Below are 20,059 nucleotides of genomic sequence, written 5' to 3'. Positions count from 1 at the left end.
ACGTATTACAGATATTGGCCCGCGCTCATTAAAAACAAGGGCGGGCCAATAACCTTCATGTAGGCAAATGTTTCAGACCGCTTCGAGCTTCGCGTAGCCCATCATCAGCCATTTGCTGCCTTCGGCGAAGTTCACCTGTACCCGAGCCTGGGCACCGGCGCCTTCGAAGTTGAGGATCACGCCTTCGCCGAAGATCGCATGCCTGACCTGCTGGCCCAGGCTGAATGGGGTTTCCGGAATCTCGGAACCGGCGAACATGCTGCTGGAGTTCTGCTGCTGGCCCCCGCCGAACGGACGGCTGACGCTGTTGGACAGGCGCACTTCCTGGATCAGTCCCTTCGGCACTTCACGTACGAAGCGCGACACCTTGTTGTAGGTCTCGCTACCGTACAGGCGTCGGGTCTCGGCGTAGGTCATCACCAGGTTCTGCATTGCGCGGGTGATGCCCACATAGGCCAGGCGGCGTTCCTCTTCAAGACGGCCGGGCTCTTCCAGGCTCATCTTGTGGGGGAACAGGCCTTCTTCCATGCCCACCAGGAACACATACGGAAACTCCAGGCCCTTGGCGCTATGCAAGGTCATCAACTGGATGCTGTCTTCATGCTCATCGGCCTGGGTGTCGCCGGCTTCCAGGGATGCATGGCCGAGGAAGGCGGCGAGCGGGGTCAGCTCTTCGTCTTCCTCGGTGTTTTCGAACGCGCGGGCGGCGCTGACCAGTTCCTCGAGGTTTTCTACCCGGGCCTGGCCTTTCTCGCCTTTTTCCGCTTCGTGATAGGCAATCAGCCCGGATTGCTCGATCACCGTCTGGGTCATCAGGTGCAGGGGCATTTCCGAACACTTGGCCGCGAGGTTCTCGATCAACTCGACAAACACCCCCAGCGCCCCGGCAGCACGGCCGGTCAGGCCTTTATTGGCGATGAGCAGGCGCATGGACTCCCACATCGACACATCGGCATGGCGCGCGTGGTCGCGAATCGCCTCGACGGTTTTCTCGCCGATGCCACGGGCCGGGATATTGATCACCCGCTCCAGTGCCGCGTCGTTGCCACGGCCTTCGAGCAAACGCAGGTAAGCCATGGCGTTCTTGATTTCCGCACGCTCGAAGAAGCGTTGGCCGCCATAAATGCGGTACGGGATGCGCTCGCGCAGCAAGGCTTCTTCCAGCACCCGCGATTGGGCGTTGGAACGGTACAGAATCGCAATATCGCTACGGGCAAGCCCGGTTTTCAGCGCGCTTTCGATGGTTTCCACCACGTAGCGCGCTTCATCGTGCTCGTTGAACGCGGCATACAGGTTGATCGCCTCGCCTTCGCCGCCGTCGGTCCACAGCTCTTTGCCCAGGCGCCCGGTGTTGTTGGCGATCAAGGCGTTGGCGGCCTTGAGGATGCCGGCGGTGGAGCGGTAGTTCTGCTCCAGGCGGATGGTGACCGCGTCCGGGAAGTCCTCGGAATACTGGTAGATGTTCTCGATTTTCGCGCCACGCCAGCCGTAGATCGACTGGTCGTCGTCGCCCACCACCATCAGGCTGTCGCCGCCCTTGGCCAGCAGACGCAACCAGGCGTACTGCACGGCGTTGGTGTCCTGGAACTCGTCCACCAGAATGTGACGGAAGCGTTTCTGGTAATGGGCCAGTAAACCCGGATTGTCGCGCCACAGGTCGAGGGCGCGCAGCAGCAGCTCGGAGAAGTCGATGACGCCGGCGCGGGCGCAGGCGGCCTCGTAGGCTTCATAAATGCTGCGCATGGTGGCCAGGAACAAATCGCCGCTGGCCTGGATGTGCTGCGGGCGCAGGCCTTCGTCTTTCTGGCCGTTGATAAACCACTGGGCCTGGCGCGCCGGCCAGCGCTGCTCGTCGAGACCCAGCTCGCGGATCACGCGCTTGACCAGGCGTTGCTGGTCATCGCTGTCGAGGATCTGGAAGGTCTGGGCCAGGCCCGCTTCCTGCCAGTGTGCCCGCAACAGGCGGTGCGCCAGGCCGTGGAAGGTGCCCACCCACATGCCGGCCGGGCTGATGCCCATCAACTGCTCGATGCGGTGGCGCATCTCGGCAGCGGCCTTGTTGGTGAAAGTCACCGACAGGATCGAATGCGGGGACGCGTTCTCGACCTGGATCAACCAGGCGATACGGTGCACCAGCACTCGGGTTTTACCGGAGCCGGCACCGGCCAGGACCAACTGACGGCCAACGGGGGCCGCTACGGCCTGGCGTTGGGCATCGTTGAGGGAGTTCAGCAAAAGAGAGAGATCATCGCGCATCGACGCATTCTATGGGCCTAAGGGGGCTCGGGCAAATCCCAATGCCGGGTGGTCGACGCAAAACGTCTCGCGTGGTCCCGGCCGGGCAAACATTCTGGCAGGGCTGATGACCGGTAAGTCATGGGCCACAGCCCGCGCCGGGCCTCGCTCAAGGGGTCTGGCCCCAAGGTTTGCGGCTGTTCACAGGGTGACTTTTATGATCTGGAGCAGTTTGGCCCAAGCGCTTGCTTGTGTATGCTCCGTCGACGTTTCGGGCTCACCATTATAAGAACACTGCCTATGACTCTCAGCACCGACCTGCTCGGCCCCTCGGCGGCGCCCGCGCAGGTTATCCGCAAACATTACGCTACCGAGATGGCGGTCGAGCGCACACGCCTGCTCTATCAGGGCTCGTTGCTGCCCACCTTATTAATGCTGGTCAACGGCCTGGTCTGCGCCTGGCTGCTGTGGAACCCCAGGCAATACCTGCTCGACAGCGTCTGGCTGGTGTGGCTGCTGGCCCTGGTGGCCATGCGCGTGATCCAGGTGGCGGCCTTTGATTCGGCCATGCCCAGCCTCCAGGCCCAACCGATCTGGCGGCGCATGTTCATGCTCGGCTCGGCGGTCAGTGGCCTGACCCTGGCCACCGCGGCCATTGCCCTGGTGCCGGTGGACAGCTTTATCCAACAGGCCTGGGTGTTCGGCCTGATCGGGGCGGCGACGCTGTCAGCCAGTGTCGCCTACGCCGTGAGCCTGCCGGCGTTCCTGTCCTTTGCCTTGCCGTGCCTGGTGCCGGCCATTGCCTATCTGTTCTGGAATGGCGCCCCGCAGCAACAGGGCTGGGGTGTGCTCGGCCTGATCCTGCTGGCCTCCCTGAGCGTGGTAGCGTGGCAGGTCAACCGCCTGATCCAGCGTGGGCTGTTGCGGCGCTTCCAGAACCAGGCATTGATCGAGCATCTGCAGCAGGCGCAGCAACGCAGCGAGCAACTGAATCAGGATCTGGTGCGCGAAGTCGAGCAGCGGCGTCAGGTCGAGCAGGAGCTGCGGGATGCGCAAATCGGCCTGCGGGACCGCGTGGCGCAACGCAGCCAGGAACTGGACGCCGCCAGCCTGGCCCTGAATAAAAGCGAGGCGCGCCTGGCCATGGCCCTGCAAGCCAGTGAGCTGGGCCTGTGGGACTGGAACCTGCAAACCGATGAGGTTCACCACACCCAGCTCAAAGAGCTGTTCGGCCTCGAGCCCGAGTACGTCACGGCCATGCTCGGCCACCTAAAGCCGCGCCTGCATCCCGACGACCTGCCGCTGCTCAAGCGGGCACTGGTGGAGCACCTCAAGGGGCGCACTGAGGATTACCAGGTGGAATACCGCGTGCGCCATGGCGATGGCCACTGGGTGTGGATCGAAGACCGCGGGCGCGCCGTGGAGCGTGCACCCAGCGGGCGAGTGATTCGAATGCTCGGCACCCGCCGCGACATCAGCGCCGGCAAGGCCCTGGAAGAGCAGCAGCGGTTGGCCTCGACCGTATTCGAGGCAGCCAGCGAAGGCATCGTCATCCTTGACCCGGACTACGCGCTGATCGCGGTCAACCAGGCTTTCAGTCGCGTCACCGGCTTTGACATTGATGACATGCTCGGCCGCAACGTCGTGGAGCTGCCCAGCAGCCGTGATGCCCGGCGCCACTTCCCGGTCATCCGCCAAGCCTTGCTCAGCCATGGCACCTGGCAGGGTGAGCTGGTGGAAACACGCAAGAACGGCGAGTTGTACCCGCAGTGGCTGCAACTGAATGTAGTGCGTGATGTTCGGGGAAAGGTCAGCCATATCGTGGGCTTCTTCGCCGATCTGTCAGCGCGGCGCGAATCCGAGGAGCGCATGCGCTACCTCACCCACTACGATGAGTTGACCGGCCTGGCCAACCGCTCGCTGTTCCGCGAACGGCTGCGCGAGGCCCATCAGCGTGTACGCCAAGGCGGGCGCAGCCTGGCGTTGCTGCATATCAACCTCGACCGCTTCAAGTTGCTCAATGACAGCCTGGGCCATGAAGTGGCCGACCAGTTGCTGCAAAAGATGGCCCGTCGGTTGATCAATGCCTTGCCCGAGGCCGACACCATCGCGCGTTTGTCCGGCGATGAGTTCGCCGTGCTGTTCGACGCCTACGGCAACCTGTCGAGCCTGGCACGGGTGGCCACGCGGCTGCTGGCCAAGCTGCGGGTACCGGTGACGGTAGAAGGGCATGAGTTGGTGGTGAGTGCGTCGATGGGGATCAGCCTGTTGCCGGATAACGCGCGGGAAATTTCCGCGCTGGTCAGTCAATCGAACATGGCCATGCAGCACGCCAAGCACCTGGGCGGCAATAACTTCCAGTTCTACACCGACAGCCTGCAAGCCAGCACCCTGGAGCGTTTGCAGCTGGAAAACCATCTGCGCAAAGCCATCGATGAGCGTCAGCTCACGGTGTTCTACCAGCCGAAACTGTGCCTGGCCACCGGCAAGCTTGACGCTGCCGAAGCGCTGATCCGCTGGGAGCATCCGCAGTGGGGCATGGTGCCGCCAGGCGATTTTATCGGCCTGGCCGAAGAAACGGGCCTGATCGTACCGCTGGGCGAATTCGTGCTGCGCCAGGCGTGCTGGCAGGCCTGTGAGTGGCAGCGCCAGGGGCTGCCACCGATCCGCGTGTCGGTGAATCTCTCGGTGCACCAGTTGCGCCAGGGCAAGCTGGTCAGCCTGGTGCGCCAGGTATTGGAAGAGACCGGCCTGGACCCGCAATACCTCGAACTGGAACTGACCGAGAGCCAGTTGCTCGACAGTGTTGAACACATCATTGCGACCTTCCAGCAACTGCGCGACCTGGGCGTGAAGCTGGCGATCGACGACTTTGGCACCGGCTATTCATCCCTCAGTTACCTCAAGCGTATCCCTGTGGATTACGTAAAGATCGACCAGACCTTTATTCGCGGCCTCGGCCAGGGACGGGAAGACGCCGCCATTACCCGAGCGATCATTGCGATGGCTCACGGTCTGGCGCTCAAGGTGGTGGCCGAAGGCGTGGAAGATCAGCAGCAGCTGGATTTCCTGCGTACAGAACGATGCGATGAGGTGCAGGGCTACCTGATCAGTCGGCCGATGGAGGCCGAAGGGCTGGCAGATTTGTTACGCAACAATGCAGATTTTCCCTGAAGACAGTCCGCACGCCCATATGGCTACAAGGCAGCTGCCCGCTGATTCAAAGGGCATCAGGGCGATTTAGTGATGCATCGGGCGGGCAAAACGGCAATTCTTGTAGTATAACTACAAGCTTGCTACATCCCTGGCCCTGCCAATAACAAGAGTCCTGCCCTTTGAACCTGTTGCAACATATCGCCCAGTCGCGCCACCTGTTACGCAAATCGGAACTCAAGGTTGCCGATCACGTGCTGCTTGACCCTGCGGCCGTGATGCACAGTTCCATGGCCGACCTGGCCCACAGCGTGGGCATCAGCGAGCCGACCATCGTGCGCTTCTGCCGCGCCATCGGTTGCTCCGGGTTCCAGGACTTGAAGCTCAAGCTGGCCCAGAGCCTGGCCGCCGGCGCGAGCTTCGGCCAGTTTGCGATCCACGAAGACGATTCCGTCGCCGACTACAGCCTGAAAATCTTCGACACCACCTTGCACACGCTCATGGAGGTGCGCGAGAAGCTTGACCCGGTAGAGCTGCAAAAGGCCGTGACCGCCATGTCCCAGGCCCAGCGCGTCGAGTTCTACGGGTTCGGTGCTTCCGGTGCCGTGGCTGCCGATGCCCAGCACAAGTTCTTCCGCCTGCTGCTCACCGCCGCGGCCTACAGCGACCCGCACATGCAGGCGATGTCGGCGGTGACCTTGAAGCCGACCGACGTGGCGATCTGCATTTCCCAGTCGGGCCGCTCCAAAGACCTGCTGATCACGGCCAACCTGGTGCGTGAAAGCGGCGCGACATTGATTACCTTGTGCCCGAGCCAGACGCCGTTGGCGGAACTGTCCACGGTCAACCTGGCGATCGATGTGCACGAAGACACCGAGATCTACACCCCGCTGACGTCGCGTATCGCGCACCTGGTGGTGATCGACGTGCTGGCCATGGGCGTTGCCATGGCGCGGGGCCCGAGCCTGGTCAACCACCTCAAGAGCGTGAAGCGCAGCTTGCGCAGCCTGCGGTTGTCGCCCAAGTCCGTCAAAGCCCTCGACGACTGATCCAGGGCCATACACGCTCAAAATGTGGGAGGGGGCTTGCTCCCGATAGCAGTGGGTCAGTCAAAGAGAAATCTGCTGATGTACCGTAATCGGGAGCAAGCCCCCTCCCACATTTGGTTTGTCTACCTATCCGGAAGATTCATCGTCCTGTAACCCCCGCGCCGTTAAACCGTCATCGCTACAACCCATCCTGTACTCCCCGTACTCGCATTGGGAGACTCCAAATGGCCCGGCCCTACGAAGACAGCAACAGCTCCGTCAAGACCCGTCGTCAACAGGAAGACCAGCGCCGCATGGCGTTCCGTCGCGCAATCGAAGACCGCTGCGACCAGCGCCAGCTGCAGCAGAGCATCAGTGACTACCCGGAACTCCACTGGCAGGCACCCGCGGCTGCCCAGCGAAACGTTCAGCCAACGCGCTGATCTGCACCCGTTCGCTGCGGATAAAGCCCAGGAACGCATGGGCCACCGGTGACAGGCGCTTGGCCTTGGCCTGTACCAGGCACCAGCTGCGGTACAGCGGCAGTTCTTCCACCGGCAGCTCCTTGAGTCCGCCGGTGGCCAGTTCCATATTGACCGCATGGCGCGTCAGCAAGGCCACGCCCAGCCCGGCGCATACGCATTCACGTTGCGCCTCGGCGGAGGCCACTTCCACCGTTTGGGTGAAGTGCACGCGTTTCTCCTTGAAATACTCCTCGCAGGCCAGTCGCGTGCCGGAGCCTGGTTCGCGCAGCAATAGCGTGTAGGGTTCCAGGTCCTGCAAACGCAACGGCCCTTGCAGGCTCAAAGGATGATCGGGGGGCGCCACGGCCACGATCGGGTTGTTGAGGAATGGCAGGAATTCCAGGCCCATGTCCTGGGGCACCATGGACATGATCACCAGGTCGTCGCGGTTGTCGGAGAGGCGGCGGATCACCTGGGCGCGGTTGACCACCGTCAAGTGCAGTTGCACCTCGGGATGCTGGCGTTTGAACGCCGCAAACAGGTGCGGCACGAAGTACTTGGCGCTGGATTCAATCGCGAGCTTCAACTGGCCCTGCAACGAGCCTTGCATGTCCGACAGCTGCATATCGAGGTTTTCCAGGCGCCCGAAAATATCCCGGCTGGCCCGTTGCAGGGCTTCGGCAGCCTCGGTCATGTAGAGCTTCTTGCCGACATAATCGAACAGCGGCTGGCCGACCAGCTCTTCGAGCTGGCGAATTTGCAGGCTCACGGCCGGTTGGGTGAGAGACATTTCCTCGGCCGCGCGGCTGTAAGAGCGCAAATCGCACACTTCATTGAAGATCTGCAATTGACGCAATGTCATACGCATCAGTGACTTACGCATTAATCAAATCCTCTCGCCCCAGGTCGACCGGCCAACTATAAGTCTTTACTTATGAGCGACCCAATAATTATTGATTTTTGTTAATCCCTCCACGGGCTTAGTGTGTGGCTGCGACTGGCTTGAAACATTTAGTCACGCGCCGACCCGGCTCCAGCGGGTCGAAGAACGCAGCAATCGGCTCAAGGGAATTTCCAAGTGATAAAAAAGATCCTGATCGCCAACCGTGGTGAAATTGCCGTACGAATCGTGCGTGCCTGCGCCGAGATGGGCATTCGCTCGGTCGCGGTTTACTCGGACGCCGACCGCCATGCGTTGCACGTCAAGCGTGCCGACGAAGCCCACAGCATTGGTGCCGAGCCGCTGGCCGGCTACCTGAACCCGCGCAAGCTGGTGAACCTGGCGGTGGAAACCGGTTGCGATGCGCTGCACCCCGGCTACGGCTTCCTGTCGGAAAACGCCGAGCTGGCAGACATCTGCGCCGAACGTGGAATCAAATTCATCGGCCCTTCGGCTGAAGTGATTCGCCGCATGGGCGACAAGACCGAAGCCCGCCGCAGCATGATCAAGGCCGGTGTGCCGGTCACGCCCGGCACCGAAGGCAACGTCGCCGACATCACCGAGGCCCTCACCGAAGGCGACCGCATTGGTTACCCGGTGATGCTCAAGGCCACCTCTGGTGGTGGCGGTCGCGGTATCCGCCGTTGCAACAGCCGCGAAGAACTCGAGCAAGCCTTCCCCCGCGTGATCTCCGAAGCCACCAAGGCGTTCGGTTCGGCGGAAGTGTTCCTGGAAAAATGCATCGTCAATCCCAAGCATATCGAGGCGCAGATCCTCGGTGACAGCTTCGGCAACGTGGTGCATCTGTTCGAGCGCGATTGTTCGATCCAGCGCCGTAACCAGAAGCTCATCGAAATCGCCCCGAGCCCGCAGCTCACCCCGGAACAGCGCGCCTACATCGGCGACCTTTCGGTGCGTGCGGCCAAGGCCGTGGGCTACGAGAACGCCGGCACCGTGGAGTTCCTGCTCGCCGAGGGCGAGGTGTACTTCATGGAGATGAACACCCGGGTGCAGGTGGAGCACACCATCACCGAAGAAATCACCGGGATCGACATTGTCCGCGAGCAGATCCGCATCGCCTCGGGCCTGCCGTTGTCGGTGAAACAGGAAGACATCCAGCACCGTGGTTTTGCGTTGCAGTTCCGCATCAACGCCGAAGACCCGAAGAACAACTTCCTCCCAAGCTTCGGCAAGATCACCCGTTACTACGCGCCCGGCGGCCCCGGCGTGCGTACCGACACGGCGATCTACACCGGCTACACCATCCCGCCGTTCTACGACTCCATGTGCCTGAAGCTGGTGGTCTGGGCGTTGACCTGGGAAGAAGCCATGGACCGCGGCCTGCGTGCCCTGGACGACATGCGCCTGCAAGGCGTGAAGACCACGGCCGCCTACTACCAGGAAATCCTGCGTAACCCGGAATTCCGCAGCGGCCAGTTCAACACCAGTTTTGTGGAAAGCCACCCTGAGCTGACCAACTACTCGATCAAGCGCAAACCCGAAGAGCTGGCCCTGGCCATCGCCGCCGCCATCGCCGCCCACGCAGGCCTGTGAGGAACATTCCAATGACTAAAAAAATCTTCGTAACCGACACCATCCTGCGCGACGCCCACCAATCGTTGCTGGCGACCCGCATGCGCACCGACGACATGCTGCCGATCTGCGACAAGCTCGACAAAGTCGGCTACTGGTCCCTGGAAGTCTGGGGCGGCGCCACCTTCGACGCCTGCGTACGCTTCCTCAAGGAAGACCCGTGGGAGCGCCTGCGCAAACTGCGCGCCGCGTTGCCTAACACGCGCCTGCAAATGCTCCTGCGCGGCCAGAACCTGCTGGGCTACCGCCATTACAGCGACGATGTGGTCAAGGCCTTCGTGGCCAAGGCTGCCGTCAACGGTATCGACGTATTCCGCATCTTCGACGCCATGAACGACGTGCGTAACCTGCGTGTGGCCATCGAAGCGGTCAAAGCCGCCGGCAAACATGCCCAGGGCACCATCGCCTACACCACCAGCCCGGTGCACACCGTCGAGGCCTTCGTGGCCCAGGCCAAGCAGCTGGAATCCATGGGGTGCGACTCGATCGCGATCAAGGACATGGCCGGCCTGCTGACGCCGTACGCCACCGGTGAACTGGTCAAGGCGCTGAAAGCCGAGCAGAGCCTGCCGATCTTTATCCACTCCCACGACACCGCCGGCTTGGCCGCGATGTGCCAACTCAAGGCGATCGAAAACGGTGCCGACCATATCGACACCGCGATCTCCAGCTTCGCCTGGGGCACCAGCCACCCGGGCACCGAGTCTATGGTCGCCGCCCTTAAAGGCAGCGAATTCGATACCGGTCTCGACCTGGAGCTGCTGCAAGAGATCGGCCTGTACTTCTATGCCGTGCGCAAGAAGTACCACCAGTTCGAAAGCGAATTCACCGCCGTCGACACCCGTGTGCAAGTCAACCAGGTGCCGGGCGGGATGATTTCCAACCTGGCCAACCAGTTGAAAGAGCAGGGCGCTCTGAACCGCATGAGCGAAGTGCTGGCTGAAATTCCACGGGTGCGTGAAGACCTCGGCTTCCCGCCGCTGGTGACCCCGACTTCGCAGATCGTCGGCACCCAGGCGTTCTTCAACGTGCTGGCCGGTGAGCGCTACAAGACCATCACCAACGAAGTGAAGCTGTACCTGCAAGGCGGCTATGGCAAGGCGCCGGGCACGGTGAACGAGAAGTTGCGTCGCCAGGCCATCGGCAGCGAAGAAGTGATCGACGTGCGCCCGGCCGACCTGCTCAAGCCGGAGATGACCAAGCTGCGCGGCGAAATCGGCGCACTGGCCAAGTCCGAAGAAGACGTGCTGACCTACGCCATGTTCCCGGACATCGGGCGCAAGTTCCTCGAGGAACGCGACGCCGGCACCCTGACGCCTGAGGTGCTGCTGCCTATCCCTGAAGCCGGCGGCGTGGCCCGTGCCGGTGGCGAAGGCGTGCCGACCGAGTTCGTCATCGACGTGCACGGCGAAAGCTACCGCGTGGACATCACCGGTGTCGGTGTGAAAGCCGAAGGCAAGCGCCATTTCTACCTGTCCATCGACGGCATGCCGGAAGAAGTGGTGTTCGAACCGCTCAACGAATTCGTCGGCGGCGGCAGCAGCAAGCGCAAGCAGGCCAGTGAGCCGGGGCATGTCAGCACGGCGATGCCGGGCAATATCGTCGATGTGCTGGTCAAGGAAGGCGACGTGGTCAAGGCCGGCCAGGCCGTGCTGATCACCGAAGCGATGAAGATGGAAACCGAAGTGCAGGCTGCGATTGCCGGCAAGGTGACCGCCGTTCACGTGGCCAAGGGCGACCGGGTGAACCCTGGCGAAATCCTGATTGAAATCGAAGGCTGATCCAGCCTTCGACACGACCGTTTAATCCTCGGGGGGGCAGGTGCCCCCCTTTTTTTTGCCGATTTTTTAATGGTCAACGGAGGGTGCGGCGCTCTGCTTGCGCTTGAAGCCGACAAAAATACCTTCAGGTTTGTAGAGCAGTTCAGGTTCCAGGGTGGTCAGGTTGCTGGTAACGGCGCTGAATGTTCCCTTGATGGATGCCGCATCCGCGATACGTAGCTGGCGCGTGAGCAGTGCTTCACTTTCCGGCTGTACATCAAGTTTCAGGGTGGCGTTATCCAGCGTTAACGTATTGCCGACTTTCAGCGTGGAGTGGGCTTGGTCCGCGCCCACTTTGAACGCCATGGTCGATCCTGGTTTGAGGTGCAGATCCTTCCTGATCCGGGTCCGTGGTGTATTTTCAGGATCGAGCAGCAGGGTACCCGCGACATTAAGGGAGTCGACGGTGCCGCCGGAATAGCTGCCGCCCGCATCAATATCCAGGGTCCCCTTGATAACGCTGCGGTTGGTCAAGGCAGCATCGCCGTACACCTTGCCGTGCCGATTGTCGTGCAGTGCACCGGTCAGTTCCCAGGCGCCCTTGCCGACCCACAGGTGTTGCATTCGGGTCGCACCTTCGAACGTGCCGCCTTTGGTGTCTTCGAGAACCACCTGGTTGGTACCGCTGCCGCCATCGACTTCGCCTTTGAAGCGGCTGCCATTTTTGACAACCAACAGGTCGTCACCGCCGCCCATGTCCAGGGCGACTCCATTGCCACCTGCAATCAGGCCATGGTTGATCACCTCATCGGCCTTTTCTCCCTTCAGGGCCACACCTGTGCCGGATTGGGCCGTGATGCTTCCTCGATTCTCCAGCCAGACAGAGGTAAGCCCGGAGCTGCTCAGGCCATGACCCGGTGAATTGATGTGCACGTCCGGGCTGTTGACGATGTCGACGGCTTTGATGATGTGTGACTTCTCAAGGTTGGACGGGGTTTGGGTGAGGCCGGCGATCTCGTCGATATTCATCCCGTCGCGGCGCGGGGAGTTAGGCGTGGTGATGACTTTGACAATATTGGTGTCGAGCTGGCCATTTGAGGCCTGGCGGGCGGCGTGCCCGAACGAGCGCGGAGTGGTTGGAGGCGCGGTGTGTGGCTCGGGTGCTGCGGCGGGCGGAGTGGCAGCCTCGGCGAAGGCGTTGGCGCTTTGTGCGAAGAGTGCACCAAGGGGAGGGAAAAACGAAAGTGTCGATATCATGATTTCCGGCCTCTTTTGTATAGGAGACCGGAGTGTAGCCAGCAAAAAGTGGTGCTTAATGTCAGCCTTCAAGACCTGTGTGAGTGTGAAGGTTCTTCAGTTTCTGTCTTAAAACGCGCTTTGCCATTGGCCCATTAGTCCATGGTTGCGGCTGTTGTCGCCCACTTCGGCGGTGTACGCGATGCTCAGGGTCTGGTGCTCCGAAAGACGCATGTCCAGCCCCGTGCGCAAGGCCAGGTTATCTCGGTCCAGCGAGGTACCGCCGATGCTGAACGCGCTGTTGAAGTCCTCGCGGGTTTCCCTGGCAAAGGATTGGCGTACGCGGCTGTTGGTGTCGCCATACAAGTGTTTCCAATGGACGCTCAGGTGCGGCTTGAGGGTGATCCGGTCGGCCACTGCGATGTCGCGGCTCAAGCGCAGGCCGAAGGTGCTGCTGAGGTTTTGCTGGGTCTGGGTGCCCACGTTCAACGCGCTATGGCCACCTTTCTCGGAGAAGCGGTCACGGTGATACCGCTGGAAGCCGATTCCGGCAAACGGTTCGGCATACAAGCCGTCGGTGACGAACCGATGGCCCAGTTCGGCGAATGCGTTCTGGCTCTGGGCCTTGTACTTGCCCGTGAGGCGTTCGCGGTAATCGATGAAGTCGAAGTCCACACTGCGCGTGTTCTGCCCGGAATGGCTGCTGTACAGCGCGCCCAGGCGTAAAGCCCATGGACCGTCCTGGCGCACCGCATAGGCGCCCAGGTGCCAGCTGTCCACTTCACCGTTGAAATGCCGGGCGCTCAGGTCGCTGCCAGACTTGCCGCCCACCACGCCGACCCGCCAGGCGTCATCGATTGCTCCATCTGCACCCAGCAACAGGCCCTGGCTGCTTTGTTTCAAGCCGGCGCTGCCGTGTTGGGCATCGAGGGCACCGCTGCTGGCCAGGCCTTGGACCCAGACACGCCCGTCCTCACCGGTGTGGTTATCCAATTGGCGTATGGCTGTCAGCAGGCTGGCGTGCCAGCGTTTCATGCTGTTTTGAGTGGCCGTGCCCAGGTTGGCGTTCTGGCTGCCGGCCAATTGCTCCAGCAGCGTACCCAAGCGACCTGGCTCCAGGCTGCTCAAGTACCGCCCGTAGTTTTCACGCTGGTACTTTTCCCAGTCACTCAACTCCTCCGATGCCAGCGCGGCATCCACTGCCGAGTCCAGCACGCGGGCAACGCTCAGGCCGTTACGACTGTTGGCTCGGTCGATGAAATAGAAGTCTTCGGGGGTGGGAGTGGCCGGGTCGAAATGAGTTTTCTGGTGATGTTTGGCAATCTGTTCGAACCACTCGCTGTCGGGTTGCATGTCTTCACGGGCCTGTGCGTACTGAGCACAGGTGGCCCCCAGCGCGAGCGTGATGGCGAGTACGAGTTGTTTCTGAATGAGTGGCATGTAAACCCACCTCCTGATGTATGAGGCGGGGAATTTAGCGGGGCACCCGGGGGATAACTGTCAGGCCAAGCACCGCGTGTTTGCGGGAGATGTCTCTAGTCCGATGCGATAAAAATTCAGCTCGATTGGCGCAGTAAGCCTGAGGGCGATAGTGACTTCAATGACCTCACTCCCGCCTCGCATACCCCTTGCCATAGTGCCGCTCCATGCGTGCCTGGATCAGTTCCAGGCCGAGGGACATCACCCAGTAAATGATCGCAGCGGTGGTGAGCATCTCGATATAACGGTAGCTGGAGCGCCCGTAGGATTGCGCCAGGAACATCACTTCCCACACGCCCATCACCGAGATCAGCGACGAGTCCTTGAGCATGGAGATGAACTGGTTGGTCGCCGGCGGGACGATGGTGCGCATGGCCTGGGGCAGGGTGACGTGCCAGAAGATCGCACTGTCGCGCATGCCCAGGGCCAATGCGGCTTCCCGTTGTCCATGAGGGACGCCCAGGATGCCGGCGCGGAAGATCTCGCTCAGGTACGCGCCGTAGTTCAGCGACAGCGCGATGATCCCCGCGACGATGGCGCCCGGCACCAGGCCCAGCTGCGGCAGGCCCAGATAGATCAGCAGGATCTGGATCAGCAACGGCGTGCCACGGAAAAACGACGCGTAGAAGCTGGCGATACCAAAGGCCACGGCACTTTTGGACAGGCGCCCGAGCGCGGTGATAAAGCCCAGCACCGACGAGGCGGCAATCGCACACAGGCACAGGAACAGCGTCAGCGCTGCGCCTTGCAGGAAGCCATTGGGTGCCAGGTGCAGGCCGACCAGGTTGGGCAGCTTGTCGAGAATGATCGAGAACTTCAGGTCAAAGCTCAGGAAGAAACTGGCAAACAGGGCGAACAGCGCCGCCCAGGTCAGGTAAAGCCGCGTGCGAAAGCCCAGCAGGGCGCGCGCAGGTTTTGGGGGAACACTCATTGGCTGATATCGGCACCGATCCATTTTTGCGACAGTTTGCTCAGGGTGCCGTCCTGTTTCAACTGGGCAAATACCTCACGCACCTTGGCGTCCCACTGGGCGTCGCCTTTTTCGATGGCGACCGAATTGGGTTCGGCGTACAGCGGCGTGCCGGCGAGCTTGAAGCGTTTGTCTTCGTTCAGGCGCGGCTGGGCGGTGACCAGGTTGGTGAGGATTGCATCCAGGCGTACACCGGCGCCCAGGCCAAGGTCCTGGAAGGCGACGTTATCGGTGTCGTACGGGGCGATCTGCACGTTCTCGAACGGGTACTGCAACTGGGTGTCCTCGGCGCCTTCGATCACCAGGTTCTTGTTCAGGTAGCTCTCGTAGCTGGAGGCGCTGGTGAGGCCGACTTTCTTGCCGCTCAGGTCCTTGGCGCCGTGGATGCTGTCATCCTTGGCATTGACCACGATCACGGCAGGGGAGGCGTAATACTCCACCGGGAAGTCGAAGACCTCGGCGCGGGCCTTGCTCGGGGTCATCGAGCAGATGCAGATGTCATAGCGACCGCTCCAGCGGCCGGCGGCGATCACGTCCCACGACGGCGTTTCCAGGCGCAGTTTCACACCGAGCTTTTGCGCGACAGCCTTGGCCACATCGACATCGAAGCCGTCGAGCTGGTTTTGCTCGTTGAGGAACGAGAACGGCGGGTAGCTTTCCATCAGCACGCCCACCAGTTCTTTTTTCTTCTCAACCCGGTCCAGGGTCGCGCCGCCAAAGGCTTGGGTGGAGGCAGCCAGTATCGTCAGGCCCAAGGCCAATAGCGGTTTAAGTTTCAAGGAGGCACCTGAATAAAAAAGAGGTTGTTATGAACCGAACGGAACGTATTAAATAGTTATAAGAACGACTCTCATAGTGAGTTATTTTCATAAGCTTATGAGTAAAAAGCATATGGGCGCAGTAAGCACAGTAATTCTGGACGGCGGCATGGGCCGTGAACTGCAACGCCGCGGTGCGCCGTTCCGGCAGCCGGAGTGGTCGGCGCTGGCATTGAGCGAAGCACCGCAAGCGGTGGAGGCGGTGCATGCGGCCTATATCGACAGTGGTGCCAATGTGATCACCAGCAACAGCTATGCGGTGGTGCCGTTCCATATCGGCGAGGCGCGCTTTGCTGCCGAAGGCCAGGCCCTGGCGGCGCTGGCGGGTGAATTGGCCAGACGGGCGGTGCAGGCTTCGGGCAAGGCCGTGCGTGTGGCCGGCTCGTTGCCGCCGTTGTTTGGTTCGTATCGGCCTGATCTGTTCGAGCCGCAGCGCGTGTCTGAGCTGTTGACGCCACTGGTGCAGGGCCTGGCACCCCATGTCGACCTGTGGCTGGCGGAGACCCAGAGCTCAATCGTCGAAGCGCGGGCGATTCATGCGGACCTGCCGAAGGATGGCAAGCCGTTCTGGCTGTCTTTCACCTTGAAAGACGAAGACACCGACGAAGTACCGCGCCTGCGTTCCGGCGAGCCGGTGGCGGACGCGGCCGAAGCGGCGGCGCAGTTGGGTGTGCAAGTGTTGCTGTTCAATTGCAGCCAGCCGGAAGTGATCGGCGCGGCGATCGATGCCGCACGCCAAACCTTCGAGCGGTTGGGCGTGGCGATTCAGATCGGCGCCTACGCCAACGCCTTCCCGCCCCAGCCCAAGGAAGCCACGGCCAACGACGGCCTGGACCCCTTGCGCGAGGATCTCGACCCACCGGGCTACCTGCAGTGGGCCGCGGACTGGAAAAAGCGCGGTGCCAGCCACTTGGGCGGGTGCTGCGGGATCGGGCCGGAGCATATTGCGGTGCTGGCCCAGAAGCTGGGGTAAGCCTTAAAGCGCCTGGCGGCGACACTCCGCCAGGCCCTTCAACTGCCCGGAACCTGCCTGGTTCGCCTCCGACAACCACGCCTCAAACCCCGCGCCCACCGTCGGCCATTCCGAATCCAAAATCGAATACCACGCCGTATCGCGGTTCTGCCCCTTCACCACCATATGCTGGCGGAACACCCCTTCAAAGCTGAACCCCAACCGCTCCGCCGCATATTTGGAGCGGGCATTGCCGTTGTTGCACTTCCACTCCAGGCGGCGGTAACCCTGTTCGAACGCGTATTTGGCCAGGAGGTACACCGCCTCGGTGCTTTTGGGTGAGCGCTGCATCGGCGCGCCGAAGGTGACATGCCCGATTTCGATACGGCCCTGGGCCGGGACGATGGACATCAGGCTGAGGATGCCCTGCACCTGGCCGGACGCACGGTCGACCACGCTGAAGAAATACGGGTCGCTGTTCGCCGCATGGTTGTTCAACCACGCATCAAACGCGGCGCGTTCGGCGAACGGGCCGTAAGGCAGGTAATCCCACAACTTGGGGTCGGCGCCGGGGCCTTCGAGGGCTTGCCACAGTTGGTCGGCGTGGCGGGCCGGATCGAGTTTTTCCAGGCGGATAAAGCGCCCTTCGAGCAGTTGCGCGGTGGGCGCCGGGGCGCCTTTCCAGTCGGCGAGGGAAGTGGACATGCTGCGCTCCTTAAAGACCTTTGCGAAATTGAATGAAGCCAGGGCGTTCGGCGATGCGCTCGTAGAGCTGGATCGCGGTGGCGTTGGTCTCGTGGGTCAGCCAGTGCACCTTGCAGCAGCCGTCGGCCTTGGCAGTGGCGTAGACGAACTCGATCAGTTTACGGCCGACACCGGTGCCGCGCTGGGCCGGGTCCACCAGCAGATCCTGCAGGTAGCAGGAGTTTTCGATGCTCCAGTTGGAGCGATGGTAGATGAAGTTGACCATGCCCACCGCCTTGCCGTCCTGCCAGGCCAGCGCAGAGTGGGTCGGCTCATGGGCATCGATCAGGCGCTGCCAGGTGCTTTGGCTGACGGCGTCCGGCAGTTCGGTGTTGTAGAACGTCAAGTACGCCTGCCACAGCGGCAGCCAGGCGGCGTGGTCGGTTGCGGTGACCTGGCGGATCTCGATCTGGCTCATTCTGAAACTCCTTGGGGAATAAAGCGCGCGAGGGTCTGGTCGCGTATATCGGCGCTTGCGGCCAGGCCGTCGCGCACGCCGGCGATGTCCGCCGCGCTGCGGTTCTGGCTGAGTTTGCGTTTGCCGATCAGGCGCTCGATCGGCAGGCTGAAGCCGACAATGGCCTTGAGCATGCCGTCAATGTAATCAGCCGGGGCGTCGCTGACCTTCCATGGCTGGGCGCGATTGCCCTCGTGGCGGTCAGTGAGGGCGCTGACCACGCCGAGCAGGCGCTCGGCATCGGTAAACACCTCGGCCTTGCCATAGGCATGCACCGCGATGTAATTCCAGGTGGGCACCACTTTGCCGTGCTCAGCCTTGGCCGGGTAAAACCCCGGGCTGATGTAGGCCTCGGCGCCGGCGAAGATCACCAGGGCTTCGCTGCCGTCTTGCAGGTCTTGCCACTGCCGATTGGCCTTGGCCAGGTGCCCGTACAGCGTGCCGTTGGGGCCTTCATCCGGGTTGAGCAGCAGCGGCAAGTGGCTGGCCTGCAGGCCTTGCTCGCCAAAGGTGACCAACTGCGCCAGGCGTGTGTGCTGGATCAGTTGCTGTATTTCGGGCAAGTCGTCGAGGGCAAAGGCGCGGGGTGTGTACATGAATATTTTCCTTGGCGAATGCCTGCATCCTAGGCAGGCTAATGGTTCGTTGTAAGAGCCATCTTCGGCCAATTTCATAGGTCCAATATGATGTCGCCCATTTCGCCGCCGCTGTCCTTCAACCCTGCCGGTATCGAGCTGGATCGACGCCAAGGCCTGACGCGCCAGCTTTATGAAGCCCTGCGTCAGCGCGTGTTGGATGGGCGCCTGGCCAGCGGTACGCGCCTGCCCGCCAGCCGTGACCTGGCCGCTGCGCTGTTGATTTCCCGCAACAGCGTGGTGCGCGCCTACGATCAGTTGTACGCGGAGGGGTTTATCGAAGGCCGTGTGGGTGACGGCACCTATGTCGCCCAATTACCCACGGCAAAAAAACTATCCACAAAAGTATCCACAGGCTTATCAACAAGCTTATCCCCAGACTTATCCACAAAATGGACGGAATTGCCGAAAAACCTCGATGGCGAAGTTATCCACAGGCCGGCCTTGGGGCGCGTGCAAAATAACCATTTGTCACAGCCGCCGGCGGGTCCGCCCAAGGCATTTCGCGTGGGCGTGCCAGCCTTCGATCTATTCCCTTTCGAGGTCTGGGCCAAGCTCAACGGGGCGTTCTGGCGCAAGCCGGACCTGGCGCAGCTGTGCTATGGCGACCCGGCGGGTGACAGCCGCCTGCGCGGCTTGATCGCCGCTTACCTGCGCAGCTCACGGGGCATGCAATGTACGGCTGAGCAAATAGTGATCACCAGCGGTGCACAACAGGCAATCAGCCTTTGTGCACAGTTGCTGGTAGAGCCTGGTGACGGGGTGGCGGTTGAAAACCCGGGCTATCGGGCCGCCGGTCACGCGTTCGCCCTGGCCGGTGCCAACCTGCAGGGCGTGCCGGTGGACAGCGACGGCATCGATTGCCAGGTCCTGAATACCTTGGGTGATTGCCGCCTGGCCTATGTCACGCCCTCCCACCAATATCCGCTGGGCGTGGTGATGAGCCTGGCGCGGCGCCTGGAGTTGCTGGCCTGGGCCGAGCGCACCGGCGGCTGGATCGTGGAGGACGACTATGACGGCGAATACCGCTACAGCGGCGCCCCCCTGGCGCCGCTGGCGGCTTTGGACCGCAGCGGCCGCGTGCTGTACGTCGGTACCTTCGGCAAAGTCGCATTCCCGGCCTTGCGCCTGGGCTATCTGGTGTTGCCGCCAGGCCTGGTTGATGCTTTCTCACGGCGCCGTGCGGTGGATATGCGCCACTCGGAAGTCAGTACCCAGGCGGTGATGGCCGAGTTTATGGCGGCCGGGCACTTCCAGCGGCATATCCGCCGGATGCGGCGCGCGGCATTGAGCCGGCGCAATGCCTTGCTCGCCGGGTGGCCGCGCGGTCTGCCGGGGGTGGGCGAGTTGCCCGTTATCGCCGCAGGGCTGCACATGACCGTGCGCGTGGACAGCCTGGCCCGCGAACAACAGCTGCTTGAGCAGGCCCGTGCCGTGGGCGTCGAAGTCAATGGTTTAAGCAGTTACTGGCTGGCGCACTCCACCATTCCGGCAGACCAGCGCGCCGGCCTGGTGCTGGGGTTTGCCGCCGTACCCGAGGCGGCCGTTGCCGAGGCCCTGACCGCTTTGCGCAGAGCCTGGCAGCACGATTGACG

16 protein-coding genes are annotated in these 20,059 nt (G+C 62.0%); 7 read left to right on the top strand and 9 right to left on the bottom strand.

The genetic code is table 11. From position 1 onward, the window contains the following. Positions 1-72: 72 nt before the first annotated feature. Positions 73-2,256 carry a DNA helicase II gene (gene uvrD / locus C8K58_RS07460; RefSeq protein ID WP_027608218.1) on the bottom strand — a complete coding sequence of 728 codons (2,184 nt, stop codon included), beginning with the start codon at positions 2,254-2,256 and terminating at the stop codon, positions 73-75. 279 nt (positions 2,257-2,535) lie between these two features. Here uvrD and C8K58_RS07455 point away from each other — a divergent pair, with 279 nt between their 5' ends. The 3 genes from C8K58_RS07455 to C8K58_RS32665 all read left to right on the top strand — a co-directional run bounded on the left by C8K58_RS07455 (position 2,536) and on the right by C8K58_RS32665 (position 6,859). Continuing rightward, complete coding sequence (locus C8K58_RS07455; RefSeq protein WP_108573479.1) at positions 2,536-5,409, top strand: EAL domain-containing protein; 2,874 nt, start codon at positions 2,536-2,538, stop codon at positions 5,407-5,409. Between the two features lie 161 nt (positions 5,410-5,570). Then, positions 5,571-6,437 carry a transcriptional regulator HexR gene (gene hexR / locus C8K58_RS07450; protein WP_010168370.1) on the top strand — a complete coding sequence of 289 codons (867 nt, stop codon included), beginning with the start codon at positions 5,571-5,573 and terminating at the stop codon, positions 6,435-6,437. Between the two features lie 224 nt (positions 6,438-6,661). Beyond that, complete coding sequence (locus C8K58_RS32665) at positions 6,662-6,859, top strand: PA3496 family putative envelope integrity protein (protein WP_074848013.1); 198 nt, start codon at positions 6,662-6,664, stop codon at positions 6,857-6,859. On the opposite strand, the gene C8K58_RS07440 is transcribed toward C8K58_RS32665, so the two are convergent. Beyond that, entirely contained in the window at positions 6,789-7,763 is a 975-nt protein-coding gene (locus C8K58_RS07440; RefSeq protein WP_027608220.1) for a LysR family transcriptional regulator, read from the bottom strand. The genes C8K58_RS32665 and C8K58_RS07440 overlap by 71 nt on opposite strands. 195 nt (positions 7,764-7,958) lie before the next feature. Between C8K58_RS07440 and C8K58_RS07435 the strand changes: the two genes are divergently transcribed. Beyond that, positions 7,959-9,374 carry an acetyl-CoA carboxylase biotin carboxylase subunit gene (locus C8K58_RS07435; RefSeq protein WP_027608221.1) on the top strand — a complete coding sequence of 472 codons (1,416 nt, stop codon included), beginning with the start codon at positions 7,959-7,961 and terminating at the stop codon, positions 9,372-9,374. A gap of 11 nt (positions 9,375-9,385) precedes the next feature. Then, complete coding sequence (oadA, locus tag C8K58_RS07430; RefSeq protein WP_027608222.1) at positions 9,386-11,194, top strand: sodium-extruding oxaloacetate decarboxylase subunit alpha; 1,809 nt, start codon at positions 9,386-9,388, stop codon at positions 11,192-11,194. A gap of 66 nt (positions 11,195-11,260) precedes the next feature. Here oadA and C8K58_RS07425 read toward each other — a convergent pair whose 3' ends face one another. The 4 genes from C8K58_RS07425 to C8K58_RS07410 form a co-directional block, all read right to left on the bottom strand. Then, positions 11,261-12,430: a hypothetical protein gene (locus tag C8K58_RS07425; RefSeq protein WP_027608223.1), complete on the bottom strand. Its 1,170-nt coding sequence runs from the start codon at positions 12,428-12,430 to the stop codon at positions 11,261-11,263. Positions 12,431-12,538: 108 nt separating this feature from the next. Beyond that, positions 12,539-13,849 (bottom strand): autotransporter domain-containing protein, encoded by a 1,311-nt coding sequence (locus C8K58_RS07420; RefSeq protein ID WP_108573477.1) that lies wholly within the window; start codon positions 13,847-13,849, stop codon positions 12,539-12,541. 166 nt (positions 13,850-14,015) lie between these two features. Then, positions 14,016-14,786 carry an amino acid ABC transporter permease gene (locus tag C8K58_RS07415; protein WP_027608225.1) on the bottom strand — a complete coding sequence of 257 codons (771 nt, stop codon included), beginning with the start codon at positions 14,784-14,786 and terminating at the stop codon, positions 14,016-14,018. A 29-nt stretch (positions 14,787-14,815) separates the two neighbouring features. Next, positions 14,816-15,637 (bottom strand): ABC transporter substrate-binding protein, encoded by an 822-nt coding sequence (locus C8K58_RS07410; protein ID WP_027608226.1) that lies wholly within the window; start codon positions 15,635-15,637, stop codon positions 14,816-14,818. A gap of 112 nt (positions 15,638-15,749) precedes the next feature. On the opposite strand from C8K58_RS07410, the gene C8K58_RS07405 reads away from it, so the two are divergent. Next, the gene (locus C8K58_RS07405) at positions 15,750-16,649 is read left to right on the top strand and encodes a homocysteine S-methyltransferase family protein (RefSeq protein ID WP_098480695.1); all 900 of its coding nucleotides are present in this window, start codon (positions 15,750-15,752) and stop codon (positions 16,647-16,649) included. A 3-nt stretch (positions 16,650-16,652) separates the two neighbouring features. Here C8K58_RS07405 and C8K58_RS07400 read toward each other — a convergent pair whose 3' ends face one another. The 3 genes from C8K58_RS07400 to C8K58_RS07390 are packed head-to-tail and all read right to left on the bottom strand — an operon-like array spanning position 16,653 to position 18,425. Continuing rightward, on the bottom strand, positions 16,653-17,333 hold the full coding sequence (locus C8K58_RS07400) for a GNAT family N-acetyltransferase (RefSeq protein ID WP_027608228.1): 681 nt from the start codon (positions 17,331-17,333) through the stop codon (positions 16,653-16,655). Between the two features lie 10 nt (positions 17,334-17,343). Beyond that, the gene (locus C8K58_RS07395; protein WP_027608229.1) at positions 17,344-17,790 is read right to left on the bottom strand and encodes a GNAT family N-acetyltransferase; all 447 of its coding nucleotides are present in this window, start codon (positions 17,788-17,790) and stop codon (positions 17,344-17,346) included. Beyond that, positions 17,787-18,425, bottom strand: coding sequence for an FMN-binding negative transcriptional regulator (locus C8K58_RS07390; protein ID WP_092355938.1), 639 nt, complete (start codon positions 18,423-18,425; stop codon positions 17,787-17,789). Before C8K58_RS07390 ends, C8K58_RS07395 begins: the two co-directional genes overlap by 4 nt. 90 nt (positions 18,426-18,515) lie before the next feature. Here C8K58_RS07390 and C8K58_RS07385 point away from each other — a divergent pair, with 90 nt between their 5' ends. Beyond that, on the top strand, positions 18,516-20,057 hold the full coding sequence (locus C8K58_RS07385; protein ID WP_108573589.1) for a PLP-dependent aminotransferase family protein: 1,542 nt from the start codon (positions 18,516-18,518) through the stop codon (positions 20,055-20,057). The last annotated feature ends 2 nt before the right edge of the window (positions 20,058-20,059 follow it).

It is taken from the genome of Pseudomonas sp. GV047 (genome assembly GCF_003058245.1).
Taxonomy (GTDB): Bacteria; Pseudomonadota; Gammaproteobacteria; order Pseudomonadales; family Pseudomonadaceae; genus Aquipseudomonas; species Aquipseudomonas marginalis.
This window is presented reverse-complemented; position numbering and strand designations above follow the sequence as displayed.

What these genes read in the sequence shown, in the direction of transcription:
- uvrD (WP_027608218.1), bottom strand. Translation starts at nt 2,256, where the DNA reads ATGCGCGATGATCTCTCTCTTTTGCTGAACTCCCTCAACGATGCCCAA.
- C8K58_RS07455 (WP_108573479.1), top strand. Translation starts at nt 2,536, where the DNA reads ATGACTCTCAGCACCGACCTGCTCGGCCCCTCGGCGGCGCCCGCGCAG.
- C8K58_RS32665 (WP_074848013.1), top strand. Translation starts at nt 6,662, where the DNA reads ATGGCCCGGCCCTACGAAGACAGCAACAGCTCCGTCAAGACCCGTCGT.
- C8K58_RS07440 (WP_027608220.1), bottom strand. Translation starts at nt 7,763, where the DNA reads ATGCGTAAGTCACTGATGCGTATGACATTGCGTCAATTGCAGATCTTC.
- oadA (WP_027608222.1), top strand. Translation starts at nt 9,386, where the DNA reads ATGACTAAAAAAATCTTCGTAACCGACACCATCCTGCGCGACGCCCAC.
- C8K58_RS07425 (WP_027608223.1), bottom strand. Translation starts at nt 12,430, where the DNA reads ATGATATCGACACTTTCGTTTTTCCCTCCCCTTGGTGCACTCTTCGCA.
- C8K58_RS07420 (WP_108573477.1), bottom strand. Translation starts at nt 13,849, where the DNA reads ATGCCACTCATTCAGAAACAACTCGTACTCGCCATCACGCTCGCGCTG.
- C8K58_RS07405 (WP_098480695.1), top strand. Translation starts at nt 15,750, where the DNA reads ATGGGCGCAGTAAGCACAGTAATTCTGGACGGCGGCATGGGCCGTGAA.
- C8K58_RS07400 (WP_027608228.1), bottom strand. Translation starts at nt 17,333, where the DNA reads ATGTCCACTTCCCTCGCCGACTGGAAAGGCGCCCCGGCGCCCACCGCG.
- C8K58_RS07395 (WP_027608229.1), bottom strand. Translation starts at nt 17,790, where the DNA reads ATGAGCCAGATCGAGATCCGCCAGGTCACCGCAACCGACCACGCCGCC.
- C8K58_RS07390 (WP_092355938.1), bottom strand. Translation starts at nt 18,425, where the DNA reads ATGTACACACCCCGCGCCTTTGCCCTCGACGACTTGCCCGAAATACAG.
- C8K58_RS07385 (WP_108573589.1), top strand. Translation starts at nt 18,516, where the DNA reads ATGTCGCCCATTTCGCCGCCGCTGTCCTTCAACCCTGCCGGTATCGAG.